This is a genomic window from Streptomyces sp. MA5143a (assembly GCF_900290235.1).
GTDB lineage: Bacteria > Actinomycetota > Actinomycetes > Streptomycetales > Streptomycetaceae > Streptomyces.
On the sequence record NZ_OLMK01000066.1, the window covers coordinates 1 to 16,183 of the forward strand.

Genomic DNA, 16,183 nt, shown 5'->3' on the forward strand with positions numbered 1-16,183 from the left:
GCGGCTGTTGGGCCGTTCCGGCGAGTGAGACTTTAGCGGATTCCTGGCTCCCGAGCTAATCGGGGGCTGCGCCCATTCGAACGCGGATTCCTCATTCTGCAAATACGCACGCCAATGGCACGACGACGGATCGTCGATTGTCGGTGTTTACCTGCGGAATGGCTGTCCGGGGACCGACCGGAGTCGGCGCTCACGTCGGACAACCCGGAGAACACTACGGACGGGCCCAGGGTGTGTCAACTCGCTGCGGGACCGGGCCCCGCCGCGTAGCCTGACCCCATGACCACGCGTACGTGTCACCAGCAGTGGTGGGCCGCCTGACGGCGGCCGCGCTCACGTACGCACTCGACGGCCGCCGCCCCCGGCGGCCGTTCTCGTATCTCCCTCCAGGGGCGGCCGGCCGGCGGCGGCGGTCCTGACCAGGAGGATGAGAGATGACGCGGGTCTTCAGCGGGATCAAGCCGACCGGACATCTGACGCTCGGGAACTACCTGGGGGCCGTTCGGCAGTGGGCCGAGGTCGATCAGCGTCGGACGGACGCCTTGTTCTGTGTGGTCGACATGCACGCGCTGACCGTGGAGCACGATCCGGCACGGGTACGCAGACTCAGTCGACAGGCGGCGACCCTGCTGCTGGCGTCCGGGCTGGATCCGGAGCTGTGCACCGTATTCGTACAGAGTCAGGTCGACGAGCACGCGCGGCTGTCGTACGTACTGGAGTGTGTGGCCACCGACGGTGAGATGCGGCGGATGATCCAGTACAAGGAGAAAGCCGCGCGGGAGCGGGACCGGGGTGGGAGCGTCCGGCTGTCGCTGCTGACGTATCCGGTGCTGATGGCCGCGGACATCCTGGCGTACGGGACGGACGAGGTGCCTGTCGGCGACGACCAGACGCAGCACGTGGAGCTGGCGCGGGATCTGGCGGTGCGGTTCAACCAGCGGTACGGGCAGGCGTTCGTGGTTCCTCGGGCGACGCATCCCAAGGTCGGGGCCAGGGTCATGAATCTGCAGGAGCCGACGTCGAAGATGGGGAAGACGGACGACGTGGGGCCAGGCATCGTCTATCTGCTGGACGAACCGGATGTGGTGCGCAAGAAGATCATGCGGGCGGTGACGGACAGCGGGCGCGAGGTCGTCTACGACCGGCCGGCTCGGCCGGGGCTCGCCAATCTGCTGGAGATCCTCGCCGCCTGTGAAGGTGGGAACCCCGAGGAACTGAGCGGTGTATATGAGTCGTACGGAGCTTTGAAGAAGGACACCGCAGAGGCCGTGGTCGAGCTCCTCAGGCCCGTACAGCAGAGGCACAAGGAGTTGTGCGCCGATCCTGCGTACGTGGAAGAGGTGTTGCGGTTGGGTGCGGAGAAGGCCAGAGGGATGGCGCGGCCGAGGGTGGACTCGGCGTACCGGGCGATCGGGTTGCTGGCCGGTTGACCGCTGTGCCGGGGGTGTGACGGCGGGGTCCCGCCCCCGGCGCTGCGGCTCGGGCGGCCGACGCGGTCAGTTGTTGTTGCCGGAGGCCAGTTCGCGGCTGCGGTCGCGGGCGGCTTCCAGCGCGGCGATCAACGCGGCTCGTACGCCGTGGTTCTCGAGTTCACGGATGGCGCTGATCGTGGTGCCTGCCGGGGAGGTGACGTTCTCGCGGAGTTTGACGGGGTGTTCGCCGCTGTCGCGGAGCATCGTGGCCGCGCCGATGGCGGACTGGACGATGAGGTCGTGCGCCTTGTCGCGGGGCAGGCCGAGCAGGATGCCCGCGTCGGTCATGGCCTCGACCAAGTAGAAGAAGTACGCCGGGCCCGAGCCGGAGAGGGCGGTGCAGGCGTCCTGCTGGGACTCGGGGACGCGGAGGGTCTTGCCGACGGCACCGAAGATCTCGTCGGCGTGCGCGAGATCGGCCTCGCTCGCGTGGCTGCCGGCGGAGATGACGGACATCGCCTCGTCGACGAGGGCGGGCGTGTTCGTCATGACACGGACGACGGGGGTGCCCGCTGCCAGGCGCTCCTCGAAGAAGGAGGTGGGGATGCCTGCCGCGCCGCTGATGACCAGGCGGTCGGCGGGGGTGTGCGGGGCGAGTTCGTCAAGGAGGGCGGCCATGTCCTGGGGCTTGACCGTCAGGATCAGGGTGTCGGCCGTCTTCGCGGCCTCCGCGTTGGTGACCGGGGTGACGCCGTAGCGGGTACGGAGTTCCTCGGCGCGCTCGGCGCGGCGGGCGGTGACCAGGAGGTCGGCGGGGGCCCAGCCGGCTCGGATCATGCCGCTGAGCAGGGCCTCGCCGATCTTTCCGGTGCCGAGGACTGCGACTTTCTGGGTCATGGTGCGGGTGCCCTCCGGGGGTGCGTCGTCCTGGGGCCATCCTCCCATCGAGGGTGCGGGTTCGGACGACGTGTCCGGTGGGCGGGACGCGGCGCGCGGGGGCACGGAGGGGTCACCTCGTCCGGCGCCTCAGGGTGGCCGCTCCCAGGGTCAGGACCAGAAGGGCGCAGCCGGCGACGATCGCGACGTCCCGGATGAAGGTGGCTGTCATGTCGGTGTGGAGGAGGACTTCGTTCATGCCGTCGACGGCATAGGACATGGGGAGGACGTCGGAGATCGCTTCGAGGGCGGGGTGCATGTCGGCGCGGGCGGTGAACAGGCCGCAGAGAAGGAGCTGGGGGAAGATCACGGCCGGCATGAACTGGACGGCCTGGAACTCGGAGGAGGCGAAGGCCGAGACGAAGAGGCCGAGGGCGGTGCCGAGGAGTGCGTCGAGGAGGGCGACGAGAAGCAGCAGCCAGGGCGAGCCGGTGACGTCCAGGTCGAGGAACCAGACGGCCAGGCCGGTGGCGAGGGCGGACTGGATGATCGCCAGGGTGCCGAAGGCGAGGGCGTAGCCGGCGATGAGGTCGCCCTTGCCGAGGGGCATGGCGAGGAGGCGTTCGAGGGTGCCGGAGGTGCGCTCGCGGAGGGTGGCGATGGAGGTCACCAGGAACATGGTGATCAGCGGGAAGACGCCGAGGAGTGAGGCGCCGATGGAGTCGAAGACGCGTGGGCTGCCGTCGAAGACATAGCGCAGCAGGAACAGCATCACGCACGGGATGAGCAGCAGCAGGGCGATCGTGCGGGGGTCGTGGCCGAGCTGGCGGAGGACGCGGGCGGCCGTGGCCGTCGTACGGGAGTAGTTGAGTGCCCTCGGCCGGGGTGCGGGTGTGGCCGCGGTGGGGCGGTGTGCCTTCGGGGTGGGGGCCGTGGTGGTCATCGGGTCCTCTTCTTCTGGGGTGAGGCTGTCGCGGCGGCCTCGTCGACCAGGTGCAGGAAGGCCGCTTCGACGGTGTCGGCGTGGGTGCGGGTGCGGAGGGCCTCGGGGGTGTCGTCGGCGAGGATCTCGCCCTCGCGCATCAGGAGGAGGCGGTGGCAGCGCTCGGCCTCGTCCATGACGTGCGACGAGATCAGGAGGGTGGCCCGGCGCTCGGTGGCGAGTGAGTGGAAGAGGTCCCAGAGGTCGCGGCGGAGTACGGGGTCCAGGCCGACCGTGGGTTCGTCGAGGACCAGGAGTTCGGGGGTGCCGAGGAGGGCGACGGCCAGGGAGACACGGTTGCGCTGGCCGCCGGAGAGGTTGCCGGCGAGGGCGTCGGCGTGGCTGGTGAGGTCCACGTCGGCGATGGCCCGGGCGACGTTCTCGTGGCGGCGGTCGGCGGCGGCTCGGCCCGGGTCGAGGATCGCGGCGAAGTAGTCGAGGTTCTGGCGGACGCTCAGGTCGTCGTAGACGGAGGGGGCCTGGGTGACGTAGCCGATGCGGGAGCGGAGGGTGGGGGCGCCCGCCGGGTGGCCCAGGACCTGGAGGGTGCCGGTGACCTTGTCCTGGGTGCCGACGATCGAGCGCATCAGCGTCGACTTGCCGCAGCCGGAGGGGCCGAGGAGGCCGGTGATCTGACCGGGCGGGACCTCGAAGTCGAGGCCGCGCAGCACGGTGCGGGGGCCTCGGGTGACGGTGAGGTTCTCGGCGTGGATGGCGGGAGCGGACGGCGTGGCCGGGGCCGGGGCCGTGGTGCTCGCGGTGGTTGTCGCGGGGTCGGGGGGCGGGGGCGCCGACTTCCCGGGCGAATAATTCATCATGCGATGAATAATGCTCCGGGTGGGTTCGGTCGTCAAGGCGCACGGAGGGTGGGGAGGGCGCGCAGGGCGTGAACGGCGGAGGGCGGAGGCCCCGGGGATGGACTGGACGGCGGGGGCAAGGGCGGCGCGAGGCGGCGTGGTTGCGGAGAGAGGGGTGGTGCGGGGCCCGGGTGAGGGTGATGCGCGCCGGGGTCGCCGCGGAAGGGCGGCAGGCCGGCGGCCCCGGCGCAGAACGCCGCGTTGCGAAGAGTCCCGGCTGAGAAGGTCACGGTGGGGGGCGGGCCGTTTGCGGGTGGCCGTAGGTCAGGGACGGGTGGCCACCAGGAGGTCCACGTCGTAGGTCTCCTCGATCTGTTCATCGGGGAAGAGGGCTCGGAGGTGGGCTCGTTCCTCGGTGAGGAAGGTGTTTCGGGTGGCCTCGTCGAGGACCAGGAAGCCCGAGTGGCTCGCGATGTTGGCGAGGTGGGTGTCCAGGGAGACCCGGCGGCTCCAGCGGATGCGGCGGCGGGCGCAGTCCAGCCGGCCGGCCGTGGCCTCCAGGGCGGCGGGGGCGCCGGTGGTGCCGGTCTGCTCCATGGGGGCGTCGGCGTCCAGGCCGAGGAAGCGGCGGATGCGGGTGGCGGCGTCGAGGATCCAGGGGATGTCGAGGGCGTCGGTGTTCCACCACAGGGCGAGGGCGCCGCCGGGCCGCAGCACGCGGAGGGCTTCCGGGACCGAGCGGGTGGGGTCGGTCCAGTGCCAGGACTGGGCGTAGGTGAGGAAGTCGACGGAGGCGGTGGCCAGGGGGAGGGCGTTGCCGTCGGCCCGGACGAGCGGGATGTGGGGGTGGGCTCGGCGGAACTCCGCGGCCATGCCGGGGCCGGGCTCGACCGCGAGGACATGGGCCCCGTGGGCGTGCAGCAGCGCGGTGGAGATGCCGGTGCCGGCGCCTACGTCGACGGTGGTGGAGCGGGCGAACGGGCGGGCGGCCAGGTCCTCGATGGCGGGGAGGAGCGTGGGCGGATAGGAGGGGCGGCTCGCCGCGTACTGGGCCGCGGCCCTGTTGAACGAGTGGGCTCGGGACGCGCGTTGAGGGATGTCCATGGGGACATGGTTGTCGTTCGGGGGCTGTTCGAGGAGAGGGGTGTTCCCGTCCCCCTGGCCCCGCCACCGGGGCTTGTCCTGGCTCAGCCTCGGGGGCGGCGCTTGGCCGGGTTGCCGGTTCGCTTGGTGGTGCGGCGGGTGTACTGGGCCAGGTCGGCTTCGTAGGTCCGGCGGTGGAGGGACTCGCCGGGGGCTTCCTTGAGGGAGCGGAGGAAGTAGGCGACGAGGGAGCCTATGAAGCCGATGGTGAGGAGGCCGCGCAGGGTGGACTGGCGGTCCGGGTCCGGGCGCCGGGAGAACGAGCCCCAGGTGTGGCCGAAGGCCAGGGCGCTGCACACGGCGAACATGACGACGACCGTGATGGAGACGAAGCCGCCCACCGCCGCCAGTTGCAGCCCCTCGTAGGCGAGGCGCAGCACGAGGCAGGAGGCCGCCACGGCGGCGAGGGAGCCGAGGGAGACGGTCACGCGGCGGACGGTGTAGTCGCCGTCGTGGTTCAGCCAGGTCGTCCCGAAGAAGCGGATGGGTTCGGGGAGGGGACCCTTGGGCGTCGTGGGGGCCTTGGTGGCCGACGGGGTCGTGGAGGCCCCGGAGGCCGTGGGTGCCTTGGCGGGCTGCGGCTTCGCCCCGGTTCCGGTCTGCTTGTCGCTCACGGGTCGATTATCGCTCCGGTGCGGACCGGGGCGACGGGCCGGGCCGGGCGGGCGCGGGCGCCCCCGCCCGGCCTGCGGGCGAGGGCGTCCCTCTCGGCTCGTACCGGTTGCCCTGGTGGGTCAGCCGCAGCGGCCGGCCACGTAGCCGTCGGCGCCGGTGTAGACGTAGGCGTCGGAGATGTAGTCGCCGTCGCCGATGTTGTCCCAGATGTTGGTGGTGCCGTAGGGGCCGGAGATGGTCTGGCCCGGGGTCTGGCAGAAGATCGGGACCTTGGCGCCCTCGGAGAGGACGCGGACGATGCCGTAGCTGGTGCTCGGGCCGCTGCGGACGTTGAGGCGGACGCCGGGGGCGACCGAGTAGTAGCGGACGGCTGCCGTCACCGACGCGGCGGTCGCGGCCGTCGGCTCCCCCTCGCTGTCGTCCGTGATCTCTTCGACGCGGTCGATGGACATGCGAAATCTCCCCCCGTTTCACCCCATGACAGCCATGGGGACCCTTTGATACCCCTGAATCAAGACACGCACACATGTGCATTCTTCGCACGCGGAGGCTAGCAAGCCGCCTCTGTCCCGTACGTGTCATCGACTAGGCTCCGTGCGTCGCGCGAGCGGCCGAACAGCACGGGGGTGTGCCCATGGCGCCACAGCGGGACACCGGTTCGGGAGCGGAAGCGGAACTTCCCGAGTACGCCGGTCAGTACCGCCTGGAGTCATGTCTCGGCTCCGGTGGCATGGGGGTCGTGCATCTGGCCACCTCGACGTCCGGGCTGCGGCTCGCGGTGAAGGTGGTGCACGCCGAGTTCGCCAAGGACCCCGAGTTCAGGGGGCGGTTCCGGCAGGAGGTCGCCGCCGCGCGCCAGGTGAGCGGCGCGTTCACGGCGCCGGTCGTCGATGCCGACACCGACAGCGCCCGGCCCTGGATGGCCACCCTCTTCATTCCCGGCCCGACCCTCGCCGAGCACGTCAAGCGGAACGGGCCCATGCCGCCGGGGCAGTTGCGGCGTCTGATGGCGGGGCTCGCCGAGGCGCTGCGGGACATCCACCGGGCGGGCGTGGTGCACCGGGACCTCAAGCCCAGCAATGTGCTCCTCGCCGAGGACGGGCCCAAAGTCATCGACTTCGGGATCTCCCGGCCCAAGGACAGCGAACTGCGCACCGAGACCGGCAAGTTGATTGGTACGCCGCCCTTCATGGCCCCGGAGCAGTTCCGGCGGCCGAGAGAGGTCGGGCCCGCCGCCGACATCTTCGCCCTCGGCTCGGTGACCGTCCACGCGGCGACCGGGCGCGGGCCCTTCGACTCCGACAGCCCGTACGTCGTCGCCTACCAGGTGGTCCATGACGAGCCGGACCTCGCCGGCGTACCGGAGAACCTCGCCCCGCTCGTGCGGGACTGCCTCGCCAAGGAGCCCGAGGACCGGCCCACGGCGGACGAGCTGATGCACCGGCTGCGGTCCGTGGCGGCCTCGTACGACACCCAGGCGTTCATACCGGCCCAGCGTGAGCAGGGGGCGGGGGCGGGCGGGGAGCGGGCGCGGGACTCCCTGGCCGAAAAGGGGGCTGCGGGCCCGGACGGTACGGCCGTGGGCGAGGGGGACGACGGGCAGGCCGACGGGGGTCCGGCGGACGCCACCGAAGGGCGGGCCGAGCGGGGCCGGCCGCGTCGGCGGGTCCTCGTCGTCGCCACCGCGCTGGTGCTGGTCGTGGGCGGCGTCCTCGGCTCGATACGGCTGCTCGGCGACGGCGACGGCGACGGCGGGGGCGCGACTGGCGGCCGTGCGGCCACACCTCGCGCGACCGTGGCCGCCGCCCCCGCGCTCGAACCCTGGGCGACGAGACCGGCGCCGAGGAAGGCCGGGGCGCCGCAGTGCGCGTACGGGGCGGGGAAGCTGGTGTGCGCGCAGCCGGGGCTGGTGTCGGCGTTGGATCCGGCCGACGGCCGGGTGCTGTGGCGGCACCCCGTCAGTGGGGACACCAGTGAGCCGCCCGTCGTGTCGGGCGGTCTGGTGCACGTCTCGACGGACTCCGGCGGCCGGTCGCAGGCCCTCGACCCGGCGACCGGCGAGGTCCGCTGGGAACGGGACCTCACCGCGTACGGAAGCCGGCGGTTCGTGGGCGGTGTGCTCCTGCTGACCTCGGCCGACGGCACCGTCACCGGCCTGGACGGCGCGACCGGCGACACGCTGTGGAGCCGTGCCGTCCCCGGGCAGCGGGAGGCGTACTTCACCTCGTTCGGCGGGGACGGGCCGGCCTATGTGGCGAGCGTCACCGGCGAGGGGGCGGGGGCGCGGACGCGGGTCACCGCGGTGGATCCGGAGACCGGGGACGTCGAGTGGGACGCGCGGCTGGACGGTGCTCTGAAGCCGGTGGGTGCCAGTGGTGACGCCCTCTTCCTGGTGGCCAGCGGCGGGGTGTACGGCGACACGGTGGGTGTCGTCCGCTACGACGCCGAGTCCCGGACGGCGGACCGGTTCACGTTGCCCGTACGGCTGGAGCAGGCGCTCGCCGTCGTCCGCGGTGACCGCGTGTATCTGCTGGGCATCGGCGGTGCGCTCGTGGCCGTCGACATGAAGGCGGGCAGGCAGCTGTGGCGGGCCGAGACGGGGGTGGCGCAGGGCTCGGCGCCCGTGGCCGACGACCGGTACGTGTACTTCACCACCGCCGACGGGCGGCTGCTCGCGCTGGACGCCCGCAAGGGCCGGCTCACCGGGCAGACTCCCCCACGGCTCGGCGCCACCGACCGGGTCGTGGCCGCGCTGACCACGCCGGTCGTCGTCGGGGGACGCGTCTTCGCGGGCGCCCCCGACGGCACGGTGTTCGGGGTGGACGCGGGGGCTCCGGCGGGCTGGTGACCGCCGGGCGGACGCGGTCGGCGGGGCCGGGCGCGTGCCGTGGTCACCGGCGCCCTCCCGCCGTCATGTCCCGGACGGGATCGGCGAGCCGCAGGGCGCCTGCGGCTGGACCTGGCGCTGGACGCGCGGAGGGCCGCCGCCGGGATCTCCTCCCGGCGGCGGCCCTCCGACGTCAGGTCCGTACGTCGGGTCAGCCCAGCTTGGAGACGTCGCGCACGGCGCCCTTGTCGGCGCTGGTGGCCATCGCGGCGTACGCCTTCAGCGCTGCGGAGACCTTCCGCTCGCGGTTCTTGGGCGCGTAGACGCCGTTCAGGGCCTGCTCGCGGCGGGTCAGTTCGGCGTCGTCGACGAGGAGCTCGATCGTGCGGTTCGGGATGTCGATGCGGATGCGGTCGCCGTCCTCGACGAGGGCGATCGTGCCGCCGCCGGCCGCCTCGGGCGAGGCGTGGCCGATCGACAGACCCGACGTACCGCCGGAGAAGCGGCCGTCGGTGATCAGCGCGCAGGACTTCCCGAGACCGCGGCCCTTCAGGTACGAGGTCGGGTAGAGCATCTCCTGCATGCCGGGGCCGCCCTTGGGGCCCTCGTAGCGGATGACGACGACGTCGCCCTCCTTGATCTCCTTCAGCAGGATCTTCTGGACGGCCTCCTCCTGCGACTCGCAGACGACCGCAGGGCCCTCGAACGTCCAGATCGACTCGTCGACGCCGGCCGTCTTCACCACGCAGCCGTCGACCGCGAGGTTGCCCTTCAGCACGGCGAGGCCGCCGTCCTTGGAGTAGGCGTGCTCGGCGGAGCGGATGCAGCCGCCCTCGGCGTCCTGGTCCAGGGAGTCCCAGCGCTCCGACTGGGAGAACGCCTCGGCGGAGCGGACACAGCCGGGGGCCGCGTGCCACAGCTCGACCGCCTCGGGCGACGGGGAGCCGCCGCGCACGTCCCAGGTCTTCAGCCAGTCGGCGAGGGAGGCGCTGTGGACGGAGTTCACGTCCTCGTTGAGCAGGCCCGCGCGGTGCAGCTCGCCCAGCAGGGCGGGGATGCCGCCGGCGCGGTGCACGTCCTCCATGTAGTACGTGCGGTTCTTCGCCACGTTGGGCGCGACCTTCGCCAGGCAGGGCACACGGCGCGAGACGGCGTCGATCTCGTTCAGGCCGAAGGGGACGCCCGCCTCCTGCGCGGCGGCCAGCAGGTGCAGGATCGTGTTGGTGGAGCCGCCCATGGCGATGTCGAGGGCCATGGCGTTCTCGAAGGCCGCGAACGAGGCGATGGAGCGCGGCAGGACCGTCTCGTCGTCCTGCTCGTAGTAGCGGCGGGTGATGTCCATGACCGTGTTGGCGGCGTCGACGTAGAGCTGCTTGCGGGCCGTGTGGGTGGCCAGGACCGAGCCGTTGCCCGGGAGGGACAGGCCGATGGCCTCGGTCAGGCAGTTCATCGAGTTGGCGGTGAACATGCCGGAACAGGAGCCACAGGTCGGACAGGCGTTCTCCTCGATACGGAGGATGTCCTCGTCCGAGATCTTGTCGTTCACGGCGTCGGAGATCGCGTCGACCAGGTCGAGCGTGCGGACCGTGCCGTCGACGAGGGTGGCCCGGCCTGACTCCATGGGGCCGCCGGAGACGAAGACCGTCGGGATGTTGAGCCGCAGGGCGGCGTTCAGCATGCCCGGGGTGATCTTGTCGCAGTTGGAGATGCAGATCAGGGCGTCGGCGCAGTGGGCCTCCACCATGTACTCCACGCTGTCCGCGATCAGGTCGCGGGAGGGCAGGGAGTACAGCATGCCGCCGTGGCCCATGGCGATGCCGTCGTCGACGGCGATCGTGTTGAACTCGCGGGCGATGCCGCCGGCCTCGCGGATCGCCTCGCTGACGATCCGGCCCACCGGCTGGAGGTGGGTGTGGCCGGGCACGAACTCGGTGAAGGAGTTGGCGACCGCGATGATCGGCTTGCGGCCGATGTCCGCGCCCGGTACACCGGAGGCGCGCATAAGGGCGCGGGCGCCCGCCATATTGCGGCCGTGGGTGACTGTGCGGGACCTCAGCTCGGGCATCGTCGCTCGCCTCGCTCCTTCGGAGAGTTATGACTGAAGTCGAGCGTACGCCGGTTATCCAGTGGGCGGACACATCGTCCGGATGACGGGACGAGCGTCTCGGTTTTCGGCGTCCTCAGTGGGGCGATGTCAGATGGGCCTGCACCACGGGGGCCACTCGTCTGATGATCTGCTCGGGATCCGCCGACGCCAGGGGCTCGACCTTGATGACGTACCGGATCATCGCGATCCCCACGAGCTGCGCGGCCGCCAGCTCGGCCCGCAGTTCCGCGTCCGCGACGTCCAGCCGGCCGGCGATACGGCGGAGCACCTGGGTGGCGACGATCCGCCGGAACACGGCGGCGGCGGTGTCGTTGTTCACGGCCGACCGCACGATCGCGAGCAGGGGCGTACGGGTCGCGGGGTTCTCCCAGACCCCGAAGAAGAAGCGGGTGAGCCGCTCGCCGACGGCGTCGAGGGGGCCGTCCTCGACGGCTCTGGGCGCCTCCACCGCCGGGGCGAACGAGAACGTGATGGCGGCCTCGAACACCTGCTCCTTCGTCCCGAAGTAGTGGTGCACCAGCGCCGAGTCCACCCCGGCGGCCTTCGCGATCCCCCGGACCGACGTCTTGTCGTAGCCGAGCTCGGAGAACTCCTCGCGGGCCGCGGCGAGGATGCGGTCACGGGCGGCGGGGGCGTCGGCCGCTTCCGTACGAGGAGGCCGTCCCCGGCGGCGGGGGGTGGCCGACGTCACGGCCGCGGGACCTTCGCGGAGGAGGCGAGGTGCAGCCGGGTGAAGGCGAGGGCCTCGGCGAGGTCGGCCTCGCGTTCGGCGCTGGACATGGCCCGGCGGGTGTTGACCTCGATCACGACGTGGCCGTCGAATCCGGAGCGGGCGAGGCCCTCCAGCAGCTCGGCGCAGGGCTGGGTGCCGCGACCCGGCACGAGGTGCTCGTCCTTGGCCGATCCCCGCCCGTCGGCCATGTGGACATGGCCGAGGCGGTCGCCCATGCGGTCGACCATCTCCAGCGCGTCGACACGGGAGGTCGCCGCGTGGCTGAGGTCGATCGTGAAGTGGCGGTAGTCGTCCTTGGTCACGTCCCAGTCGGGGGCGTAGGCGAGCATCTCGCGGTCGCGGTAGCGCCAGGGGTACATGTTCTCGACGGCGAACCGTACGTCCGTCTCGCCCGCCATGCGCCAGATCCCGGTGACGAAGTCGCGCGCGTACTGGCGCTGCCAGCGGAACGGGGGGTGGACGACGACGGTGCTCGCGCCGAGCTTCTCGGCGGCCGCCCGGGCGCGCTGGAGCTTGACCCACGGATCGGTGGACCACACCCGCTGGGTGATCAGCAGACAGGGGGCGTGAACGGCGAGGATGGGGATCTGGTGGTAGTCGGAGAGGCGGCGCAGGGCCTCCATGTCCTGGCTGACCGGGTCGGTCCACACCATGACCTCGACGCCGTCGTAGCCGAGGCGCGCGGCGATCTCGAAGGCCGTCGCCGTGGACTCCGGATACACGGAGGCCGTGGACAGGGCGACCTTCGCGTCCGGGATCCGCACCACTTCTGCCACGCAGCACAGCCTAAAGGGTGGGGTTCGCCGTGTGGGTCAGGGGCGGGCGGTTGGCCGGGTGCGGGTGGCGCTCACCACATGCCGGGGGAGGCGCTCACCACATCGCCGCGGGACGCGGTCGGGGCGGGCGGGCGCGGGTCCCTCACGGTCGCCCGCGATGCTCCCCGCGTCCTCCGGCCCCCGCCGTCCCCGGTGTGCGAGGTGTGCTCCTACGTGGTGCCCATGTGGTCCAGGCGGCGCAGGATGACGCCCTCGCGCAGGGCCCAGGGGCACACCTCCAGGGTCTCCACCTCGAAGAGGTCCATGGCGCCCTCGGCCACCAGCGCCCCGGCGAGGAGCTGGTTCGCGCGGCCCTCGGAGACACCGGGGAGGGCGGCCCGCTGGGCGGTGGTCATCTCGGCCAGCTTGGGGACCCAGGACTCCAGGGCCTGGCGCTTGAGGTCGCGCTGGACGTAGAGGCCCTCGGTGGAGCGGGCGGCGCCGCCGATACGGGCGAGCTGCTTGAAGGTCTTGGAGGTGGCGACGACGTGGTCGGGGGCGCCGAAGCGGCTGAACTCACCCACCGTGCGGGCGATCTGGGCGCGGACGTGGCGGCGCAGCGCGCGGACGTCGTCCGGGGCGGGCGGGTCGTCGGGGAGCCAGCCGGCGGTGAGGCGGCCGGCACCGAGCGGGAGGGAGACGGCCGCGTCGGGCTCCTCGTCGATGCCGTAGGCGATCTCCAGGGAGCCGCCGCCGATGTCGAGGACGAGGAGCTTGCCCGCGGACCAGCCGAACCAGCGGCGGACGGCGAGGAAGGTCAGCCGGGCCTCCTCCGCGCCGGTGAGGACCTGGAGTTCCACCCCGGTCTCGTCCTTGACGCGGGCGAGGACGTCGTCGGCGTTGCTGGCCTCGCGCACGGCGGAGGTCGCGAAGGGGAGCATCTCCTCGACGCCCTTGTCCTCGGCGGCCTGGCGGGCCTCGTGGACGACGGCTATGAGTTTGTCGACCCCGTCGTGGCCTATGGCGCCGTCCTCGTCGAGGAGCTGGGCGAGGCGCAGCTCCACCTTGTGCGAGTGCGCGGGCAGGGGGCGCGCGCCCGGGTGTGCGTCCACCACCAGCAGATGCACCGTGTTCGATCCCACGTCGAGGACACCGAGTCTCATGGGCGGAACGCTACTGCCAGACAGGCCGTGCGCCGTCCTCCGCGCGGGCTTCGGCGCCGTACCCTGGACGGGTGCCAAAGACGAAAAAGGCAAAGGCCGACAAGTCGGCAGTGGCGGCCGCGGCGGACGCCGGGTCCTCGCGGGCGAAGGTGGCGACCACACCCCCGAAACCGCGCAAGGGCGCTTCGGAGCCCGACGAGAAGGGGCTCGATTTCGCGCGCGCGTGGGTGGAGTTCCCTGATCCGGCGGACGAGGAACAGGTCTTCCGCTGCGATCTTACGTGGCTGACCTCCCGCTGGAACTGCGTCTTCGGCAGCGGCTGCCAGGGCATCCAGGCGGGGCGCGCGGACGACGGCTGCTGCACGCTGGGCGCCCATTTCTCGGACGAGGACGACGAGAAGCGGGTCGCCGAACATGTGGCGAGGCTCACGCCGGAGATCTGGCAGTTCCACGATGTGGGCACCCGGGCCGGGTGGGTCTCCCAGGACGAGGACGGCGAGCGCCAGACCCGGCCGTACAAGGGCTCGTGCATCTTCCAGAACCGTCCGGGTTTCGCCGGCGGGGCGGGCTGCTCGCTGCACATCCTGGCGCTGCGCGAGGGGCGCGAGCCGTTGGAGACGAAGCCGGACGTCTGCTGGCAGCTGCCGATCCGGCGCACCTACGACTGGATCGACCGGCCCGACGACACCCGGGTGCTTCAGGTGTCGATCGGTGAGTACGACCGCCGCGGCTGGGGCCCCGGCGGCCATGACCTGCACTGGTGGTGCACGTCGGCGACGTCCGCGCACGGCGCCGGTGAGCCGGTGTACGTGTCGTACCGGCCGGAGCTGATCGAGCTGATGGGCAAGGCCGCGTACGACCGGCTGGTGGAGCTGTGCGAGGAGCGGCTGGCGTCCGGGCTGCCACTGGTGGCGCCGCATCCGGCGGACCCGGTGGCGCCGCATCCGGTGGAACCGTAGGCCGACCGGCACCGGCCTCTCTCGGCGGCGGTCCCCCTCGGCGCTCAGGGTGCGGGCGGGGGATCGCCGCCGCTGTCGCCCGGTGGGGGCGGCGGGTCGGCGGGCCCCGTGGGGGCCTGGTCGGTGGGGGTCGGGGTCGGGTCCGGCTGGGCGGGGCCGGTGGGAGTGGGCTCCGGGTCGGGCTGCGGGGGCGGCGCGGTGGGCCTCGGCGGGCCGGGGTCCGGCACGGGCGCGGTCGGGCGGGGGTCGTCCGGCGGCGCGGGGACGGGACCGTAGCCCTCGATGGTGACGACGGCGCCCGCGGGGGCGAGCGTGACCTGCGCGGTCCAGTGCCCGGCGGGCTCGCTCAGCTGGTTGACGTACACCTTGATCGTCAGCGAGGCGCCGGGTTTGAGGGTTCCCGAGGAGTGGCTGAGGTAGAGCCAGTCGGCGCCGGTGCGGGCGGACCACACGACGGGGGAGTCGCCGGTGGCGCGCAGGGTGATGAGGGTGGTCTCGCCGTCGTTGCGGGCGGTCACGGCGAGCGCGCCGGCGCCTTTGCCGCGGGTGACCTCCACGGAGACGTCGTCCGAGTCGTGCCCGCCCCGGCGGGCGCCGGGTTCGGCCCGCGCGCTGCCGGCGTTCTCGTACGCGCCGGTGCCGTCGCCGACGGTGCCGTCGCCGTCGCCCTGTTCCGCGCCGGAGGCGACCGACCGGCCGTCGACGCCCTCGCCGATGAGGGGGGCGCCCCGGTAGGCGGCCCAGAGGGCGAGGACGGGGGCGGCGACGACGGTGGCGACGACCGTGGTGGTGACGGCACGCGCGCGGAGCCGGTCGCGGCGGGCGGCCCGGTCCCTGGGGTCCATGGGGAAGCCGCGCCGGTCGAAGCGCGGGGCACGCGCGCGAGTGAGGTGTCCCATCGCTCCGTACAGGGCCGCGCGCGGGGCTTCGAGGACGGGCAGCGCGGCGGGGGTGACGCTGGTGCCGGGCCAGCGGCCGGGGACGGCGCGCTCGGCGGCGCGGCGGCACACGGGGCAGTCGTCGACGTGCCGGACGAGTTCGCGGCGCAGGGTGGCGCTGAGGACGAGCTGCTGGTCGCCGGTGAGGAGGGCGACACCGGGGCAGGCGCCGGTCTCCACGACGGCGAGGGCGGCGCGGGTGCGCTCCACCTCGCAGGCGGCGGAGGAGAGCAGTTCGCGGGCGGCGGCCGCGTCCATACCGAGGACGTCGGCGACCTCCTGGGCGGTGAGCTGGTGGCGGACCGCGAGTTCGAGCGCCTCGCGCTGCTCGGGGGTCGTGCCGGCGGCCTCCGGCCAGGCGAGCCGGGCGAGTTCACGCCGCCGTCGGCGCTCCTCCTCCTCGGACAGGTGCGGCGCGACGGCTCGTACGCCGTGCTGGGGCTCCGCGCCGTGCGGGGCGCGGCGGCCCTGGGCGTGTGCGCCGGGGCGCGTCTGCCGGGTCTCTGCGAGCTTGCGCAGACAGGACCAGCGGGCCAGCGCGTACAGCCAGGACCGGCGTCTCTCCTCGGCGTCCGGTCCGCGTCGGCGCTCGGCGAGGGCGAGGACGTCACCCAGGGCGGCGATCGCCACGTCCTGGTCGCACAGCACCGACATGCAGTAGGTGAACAGGCCGTCCAGGTACGGCTCGTAGCGCGCGGGCGGGCGCTGCGCCACCGCGCGCGCCGCAGCCCGATCGCGCGCCTCGCTGTGCGCCCGGTGGGCGCCGGCGGTGCGGGTCGAGGTCTCCGGACTGATGCTCATCATTCGTGGACGGTAGGCGCCCGGAAGCAGCACCTTCTCGCCTCTTGAGCACTTTTACTCCGTACGGGTGAAACG

14 protein-coding genes are annotated in these 16,183 nt (G+C 72.6%); 3 read left to right on the forward strand and 11 right to left on the reverse strand.

Annotated features, from left to right (window positions below):
• Positions 1 to 434: 434 nt before the first annotated feature.
• Positions 435 to 1,430 carry a tryptophan--tRNA ligase gene (gene trpS / locus SMA5143A_RS26180; protein WP_107465305.1) on the forward strand — a complete coding sequence of 332 codons (996 nt, stop codon included), beginning with the start codon at positions 435 to 437 and terminating at the stop codon, positions 1,428 to 1,430.
• Positions 1,431 to 1,496: 66 nt separating this feature from the next.
• Here the strand turns inward: trpS and proC are convergent, their stop codons facing one another.
• From proC to SMA5143A_RS26210, 6 genes are all read right to left on the reverse strand, one after another.
• Positions 1,497 to 2,309 (reverse strand): pyrroline-5-carboxylate reductase, encoded by an 813-nt coding sequence (gene proC / locus SMA5143A_RS26185; protein WP_107465374.1) that lies wholly within the window; start codon positions 2,307 to 2,309, stop codon positions 1,497 to 1,499.
• Between the two features lie 112 nt (positions 2,310 to 2,421).
• Positions 2,422 to 3,231: an ABC transporter permease gene (locus SMA5143A_RS26190; RefSeq protein WP_107465306.1), complete on the reverse strand. Its 810-nt coding sequence runs from the start codon at positions 3,229 to 3,231 to the stop codon at positions 2,422 to 2,424.
• Positions 3,228 to 4,088 (reverse strand): ABC transporter ATP-binding protein, encoded by an 861-nt coding sequence (locus tag SMA5143A_RS26195; protein WP_107465307.1) that lies wholly within the window; start codon positions 4,086 to 4,088, stop codon positions 3,228 to 3,230. The genes SMA5143A_RS26190 and SMA5143A_RS26195 overlap by 4 nt, the downstream gene beginning before the upstream one ends.
• A gap of 303 nt (positions 4,089 to 4,391) precedes the next feature.
• Positions 4,392 to 5,171: a class I SAM-dependent methyltransferase gene (locus SMA5143A_RS26200; protein ID WP_107465308.1), complete on the reverse strand. Its 780-nt coding sequence runs from the start codon at positions 5,169 to 5,171 to the stop codon at positions 4,392 to 4,394.
• A gap of 83 nt (positions 5,172 to 5,254) precedes the next feature.
• Complete coding sequence (locus SMA5143A_RS26205) at positions 5,255 to 5,695, reverse strand: hypothetical protein (protein ID WP_107465375.1); 441 nt, start codon at positions 5,693 to 5,695, stop codon at positions 5,255 to 5,257.
• A gap of 249 nt (positions 5,696 to 5,944) precedes the next feature.
• Positions 5,945 to 6,277 carry an SH3 domain-containing protein gene (locus tag SMA5143A_RS26210; protein WP_107465309.1) on the reverse strand — a complete coding sequence of 111 codons (333 nt, stop codon included), beginning with the start codon at positions 6,275 to 6,277 and terminating at the stop codon, positions 5,945 to 5,947.
• Between the two features lie 182 nt (positions 6,278 to 6,459).
• On the opposite strand from SMA5143A_RS26210, the gene SMA5143A_RS26215 reads away from it, so the two are divergent.
• Positions 6,460 to 8,673 carry a serine/threonine-protein kinase gene (locus tag SMA5143A_RS26215; protein WP_107465310.1) on the forward strand — a complete coding sequence of 738 codons (2,214 nt, stop codon included), beginning with the start codon at positions 6,460 to 6,462 and terminating at the stop codon, positions 8,671 to 8,673.
• 190 nt (positions 8,674 to 8,863) lie between these two features.
• Here SMA5143A_RS26215 and ilvD read toward each other — a convergent pair whose 3' ends face one another.
• The 4 genes from ilvD to SMA5143A_RS26235 all read right to left on the reverse strand — a co-directional run bounded on the left by ilvD (position 8,864) and on the right by SMA5143A_RS26235 (position 13,410).
• Positions 8,864 to 10,717 (reverse strand): dihydroxy-acid dehydratase, encoded by a 1,854-nt coding sequence (gene ilvD, locus SMA5143A_RS26220; RefSeq protein WP_107465311.1) that lies wholly within the window; start codon positions 10,715 to 10,717, stop codon positions 8,864 to 8,866.
• A 115-nt stretch (positions 10,718 to 10,832) separates the two neighbouring features.
• On the reverse strand, positions 10,833 to 11,450 hold the full coding sequence (locus tag SMA5143A_RS26225; protein ID WP_107465312.1) for a TetR/AcrR family transcriptional regulator: 618 nt from the start codon (positions 11,448 to 11,450) through the stop codon (positions 10,833 to 10,835).
• Positions 11,447 to 12,268, reverse strand: coding sequence for a sugar phosphate isomerase/epimerase family protein (locus tag SMA5143A_RS26230; RefSeq protein ID WP_079049281.1), 822 nt, complete (start codon positions 12,266 to 12,268; stop codon positions 11,447 to 11,449). Before SMA5143A_RS26230 ends, SMA5143A_RS26225 begins: the two co-directional genes overlap by 4 nt.
• A 209-nt stretch (positions 12,269 to 12,477) precedes the next feature.
• The gene (locus tag SMA5143A_RS26235; protein WP_107465313.1) at positions 12,478 to 13,410 is read right to left on the reverse strand and encodes a Ppx/GppA phosphatase family protein; all 933 of its coding nucleotides are present in this window, start codon (positions 13,408 to 13,410) and stop codon (positions 12,478 to 12,480) included.
• Positions 13,411 to 13,481: 71 nt separating this feature from the next.
• Here SMA5143A_RS26235 and SMA5143A_RS26240 point away from each other — a divergent pair, with 71 nt between their 5' ends.
• Positions 13,482 to 14,369, forward strand: a complete 888-nt coding sequence (locus tag SMA5143A_RS26240) for a hypothetical protein (RefSeq protein ID WP_107465314.1) — start codon at positions 13,482 to 13,484, stop codon at positions 14,367 to 14,369.
• 44 nt (positions 14,370 to 14,413) lie between these two features.
• Here SMA5143A_RS26240 and SMA5143A_RS26245 read toward each other — a convergent pair whose 3' ends face one another.
• Positions 14,414 to 16,111, reverse strand: a complete 1,698-nt coding sequence (locus SMA5143A_RS26245; RefSeq protein WP_107465315.1) for a BACON domain-containing protein — start codon at positions 16,109 to 16,111, stop codon at positions 14,414 to 14,416.
• Positions 16,112 to 16,183: the final 72 nt, after the last annotated feature.

What these genes read in the sequence shown, in the direction of transcription:
- trpS (WP_107465305.1), top strand. Translation starts at nt 435, where the DNA reads ATGACGCGGGTCTTCAGCGGGATCAAGCCGACCGGACATCTGACGCTC.
- proC (WP_107465374.1), bottom strand. Translation starts at nt 2,309, where the DNA reads ATGACCCAGAAAGTCGCAGTCCTCGGCACCGGAAAGATCGGCGAGGCC.
- SMA5143A_RS26190 (WP_107465306.1), bottom strand. Translation starts at nt 3,231, where the DNA reads ATGACCACCACGGCCCCCACCCCGAAGGCACACCGCCCCACCGCGGCC.
- SMA5143A_RS26195 (WP_107465307.1), bottom strand. Translation starts at nt 4,088, where the DNA reads ATGATGAATTATTCGCCCGGGAAGTCGGCGCCCCCGCCCCCCGACCCC.
- SMA5143A_RS26200 (WP_107465308.1), bottom strand. Translation starts at nt 5,171, where the DNA reads ATGGACATCCCTCAACGCGCGTCCCGAGCCCACTCGTTCAACAGGGCC.
- SMA5143A_RS26210 (WP_107465309.1), bottom strand. Translation starts at nt 6,277, where the DNA reads ATGTCCATCGACCGCGTCGAAGAGATCACGGACGACAGCGAGGGGGAG.
- SMA5143A_RS26215 (WP_107465310.1), top strand. Translation starts at nt 6,460, where the DNA reads ATGGCGCCACAGCGGGACACCGGTTCGGGAGCGGAAGCGGAACTTCCC.
- ilvD (WP_107465311.1), bottom strand. Translation starts at nt 10,717, where the DNA reads ATGCCCGAGCTGAGGTCCCGCACAGTCACCCACGGCCGCAATATGGCG.
- SMA5143A_RS26235 (WP_107465313.1), bottom strand. Translation starts at nt 13,410, where the DNA reads ATGAGACTCGGTGTCCTCGACGTGGGATCGAACACGGTGCATCTGCTG.
- SMA5143A_RS26245 (WP_107465315.1), bottom strand. Translation starts at nt 16,111, where the DNA reads ATGATGAGCATCAGTCCGGAGACCTCGACCCGCACCGCCGGCGCCCAC.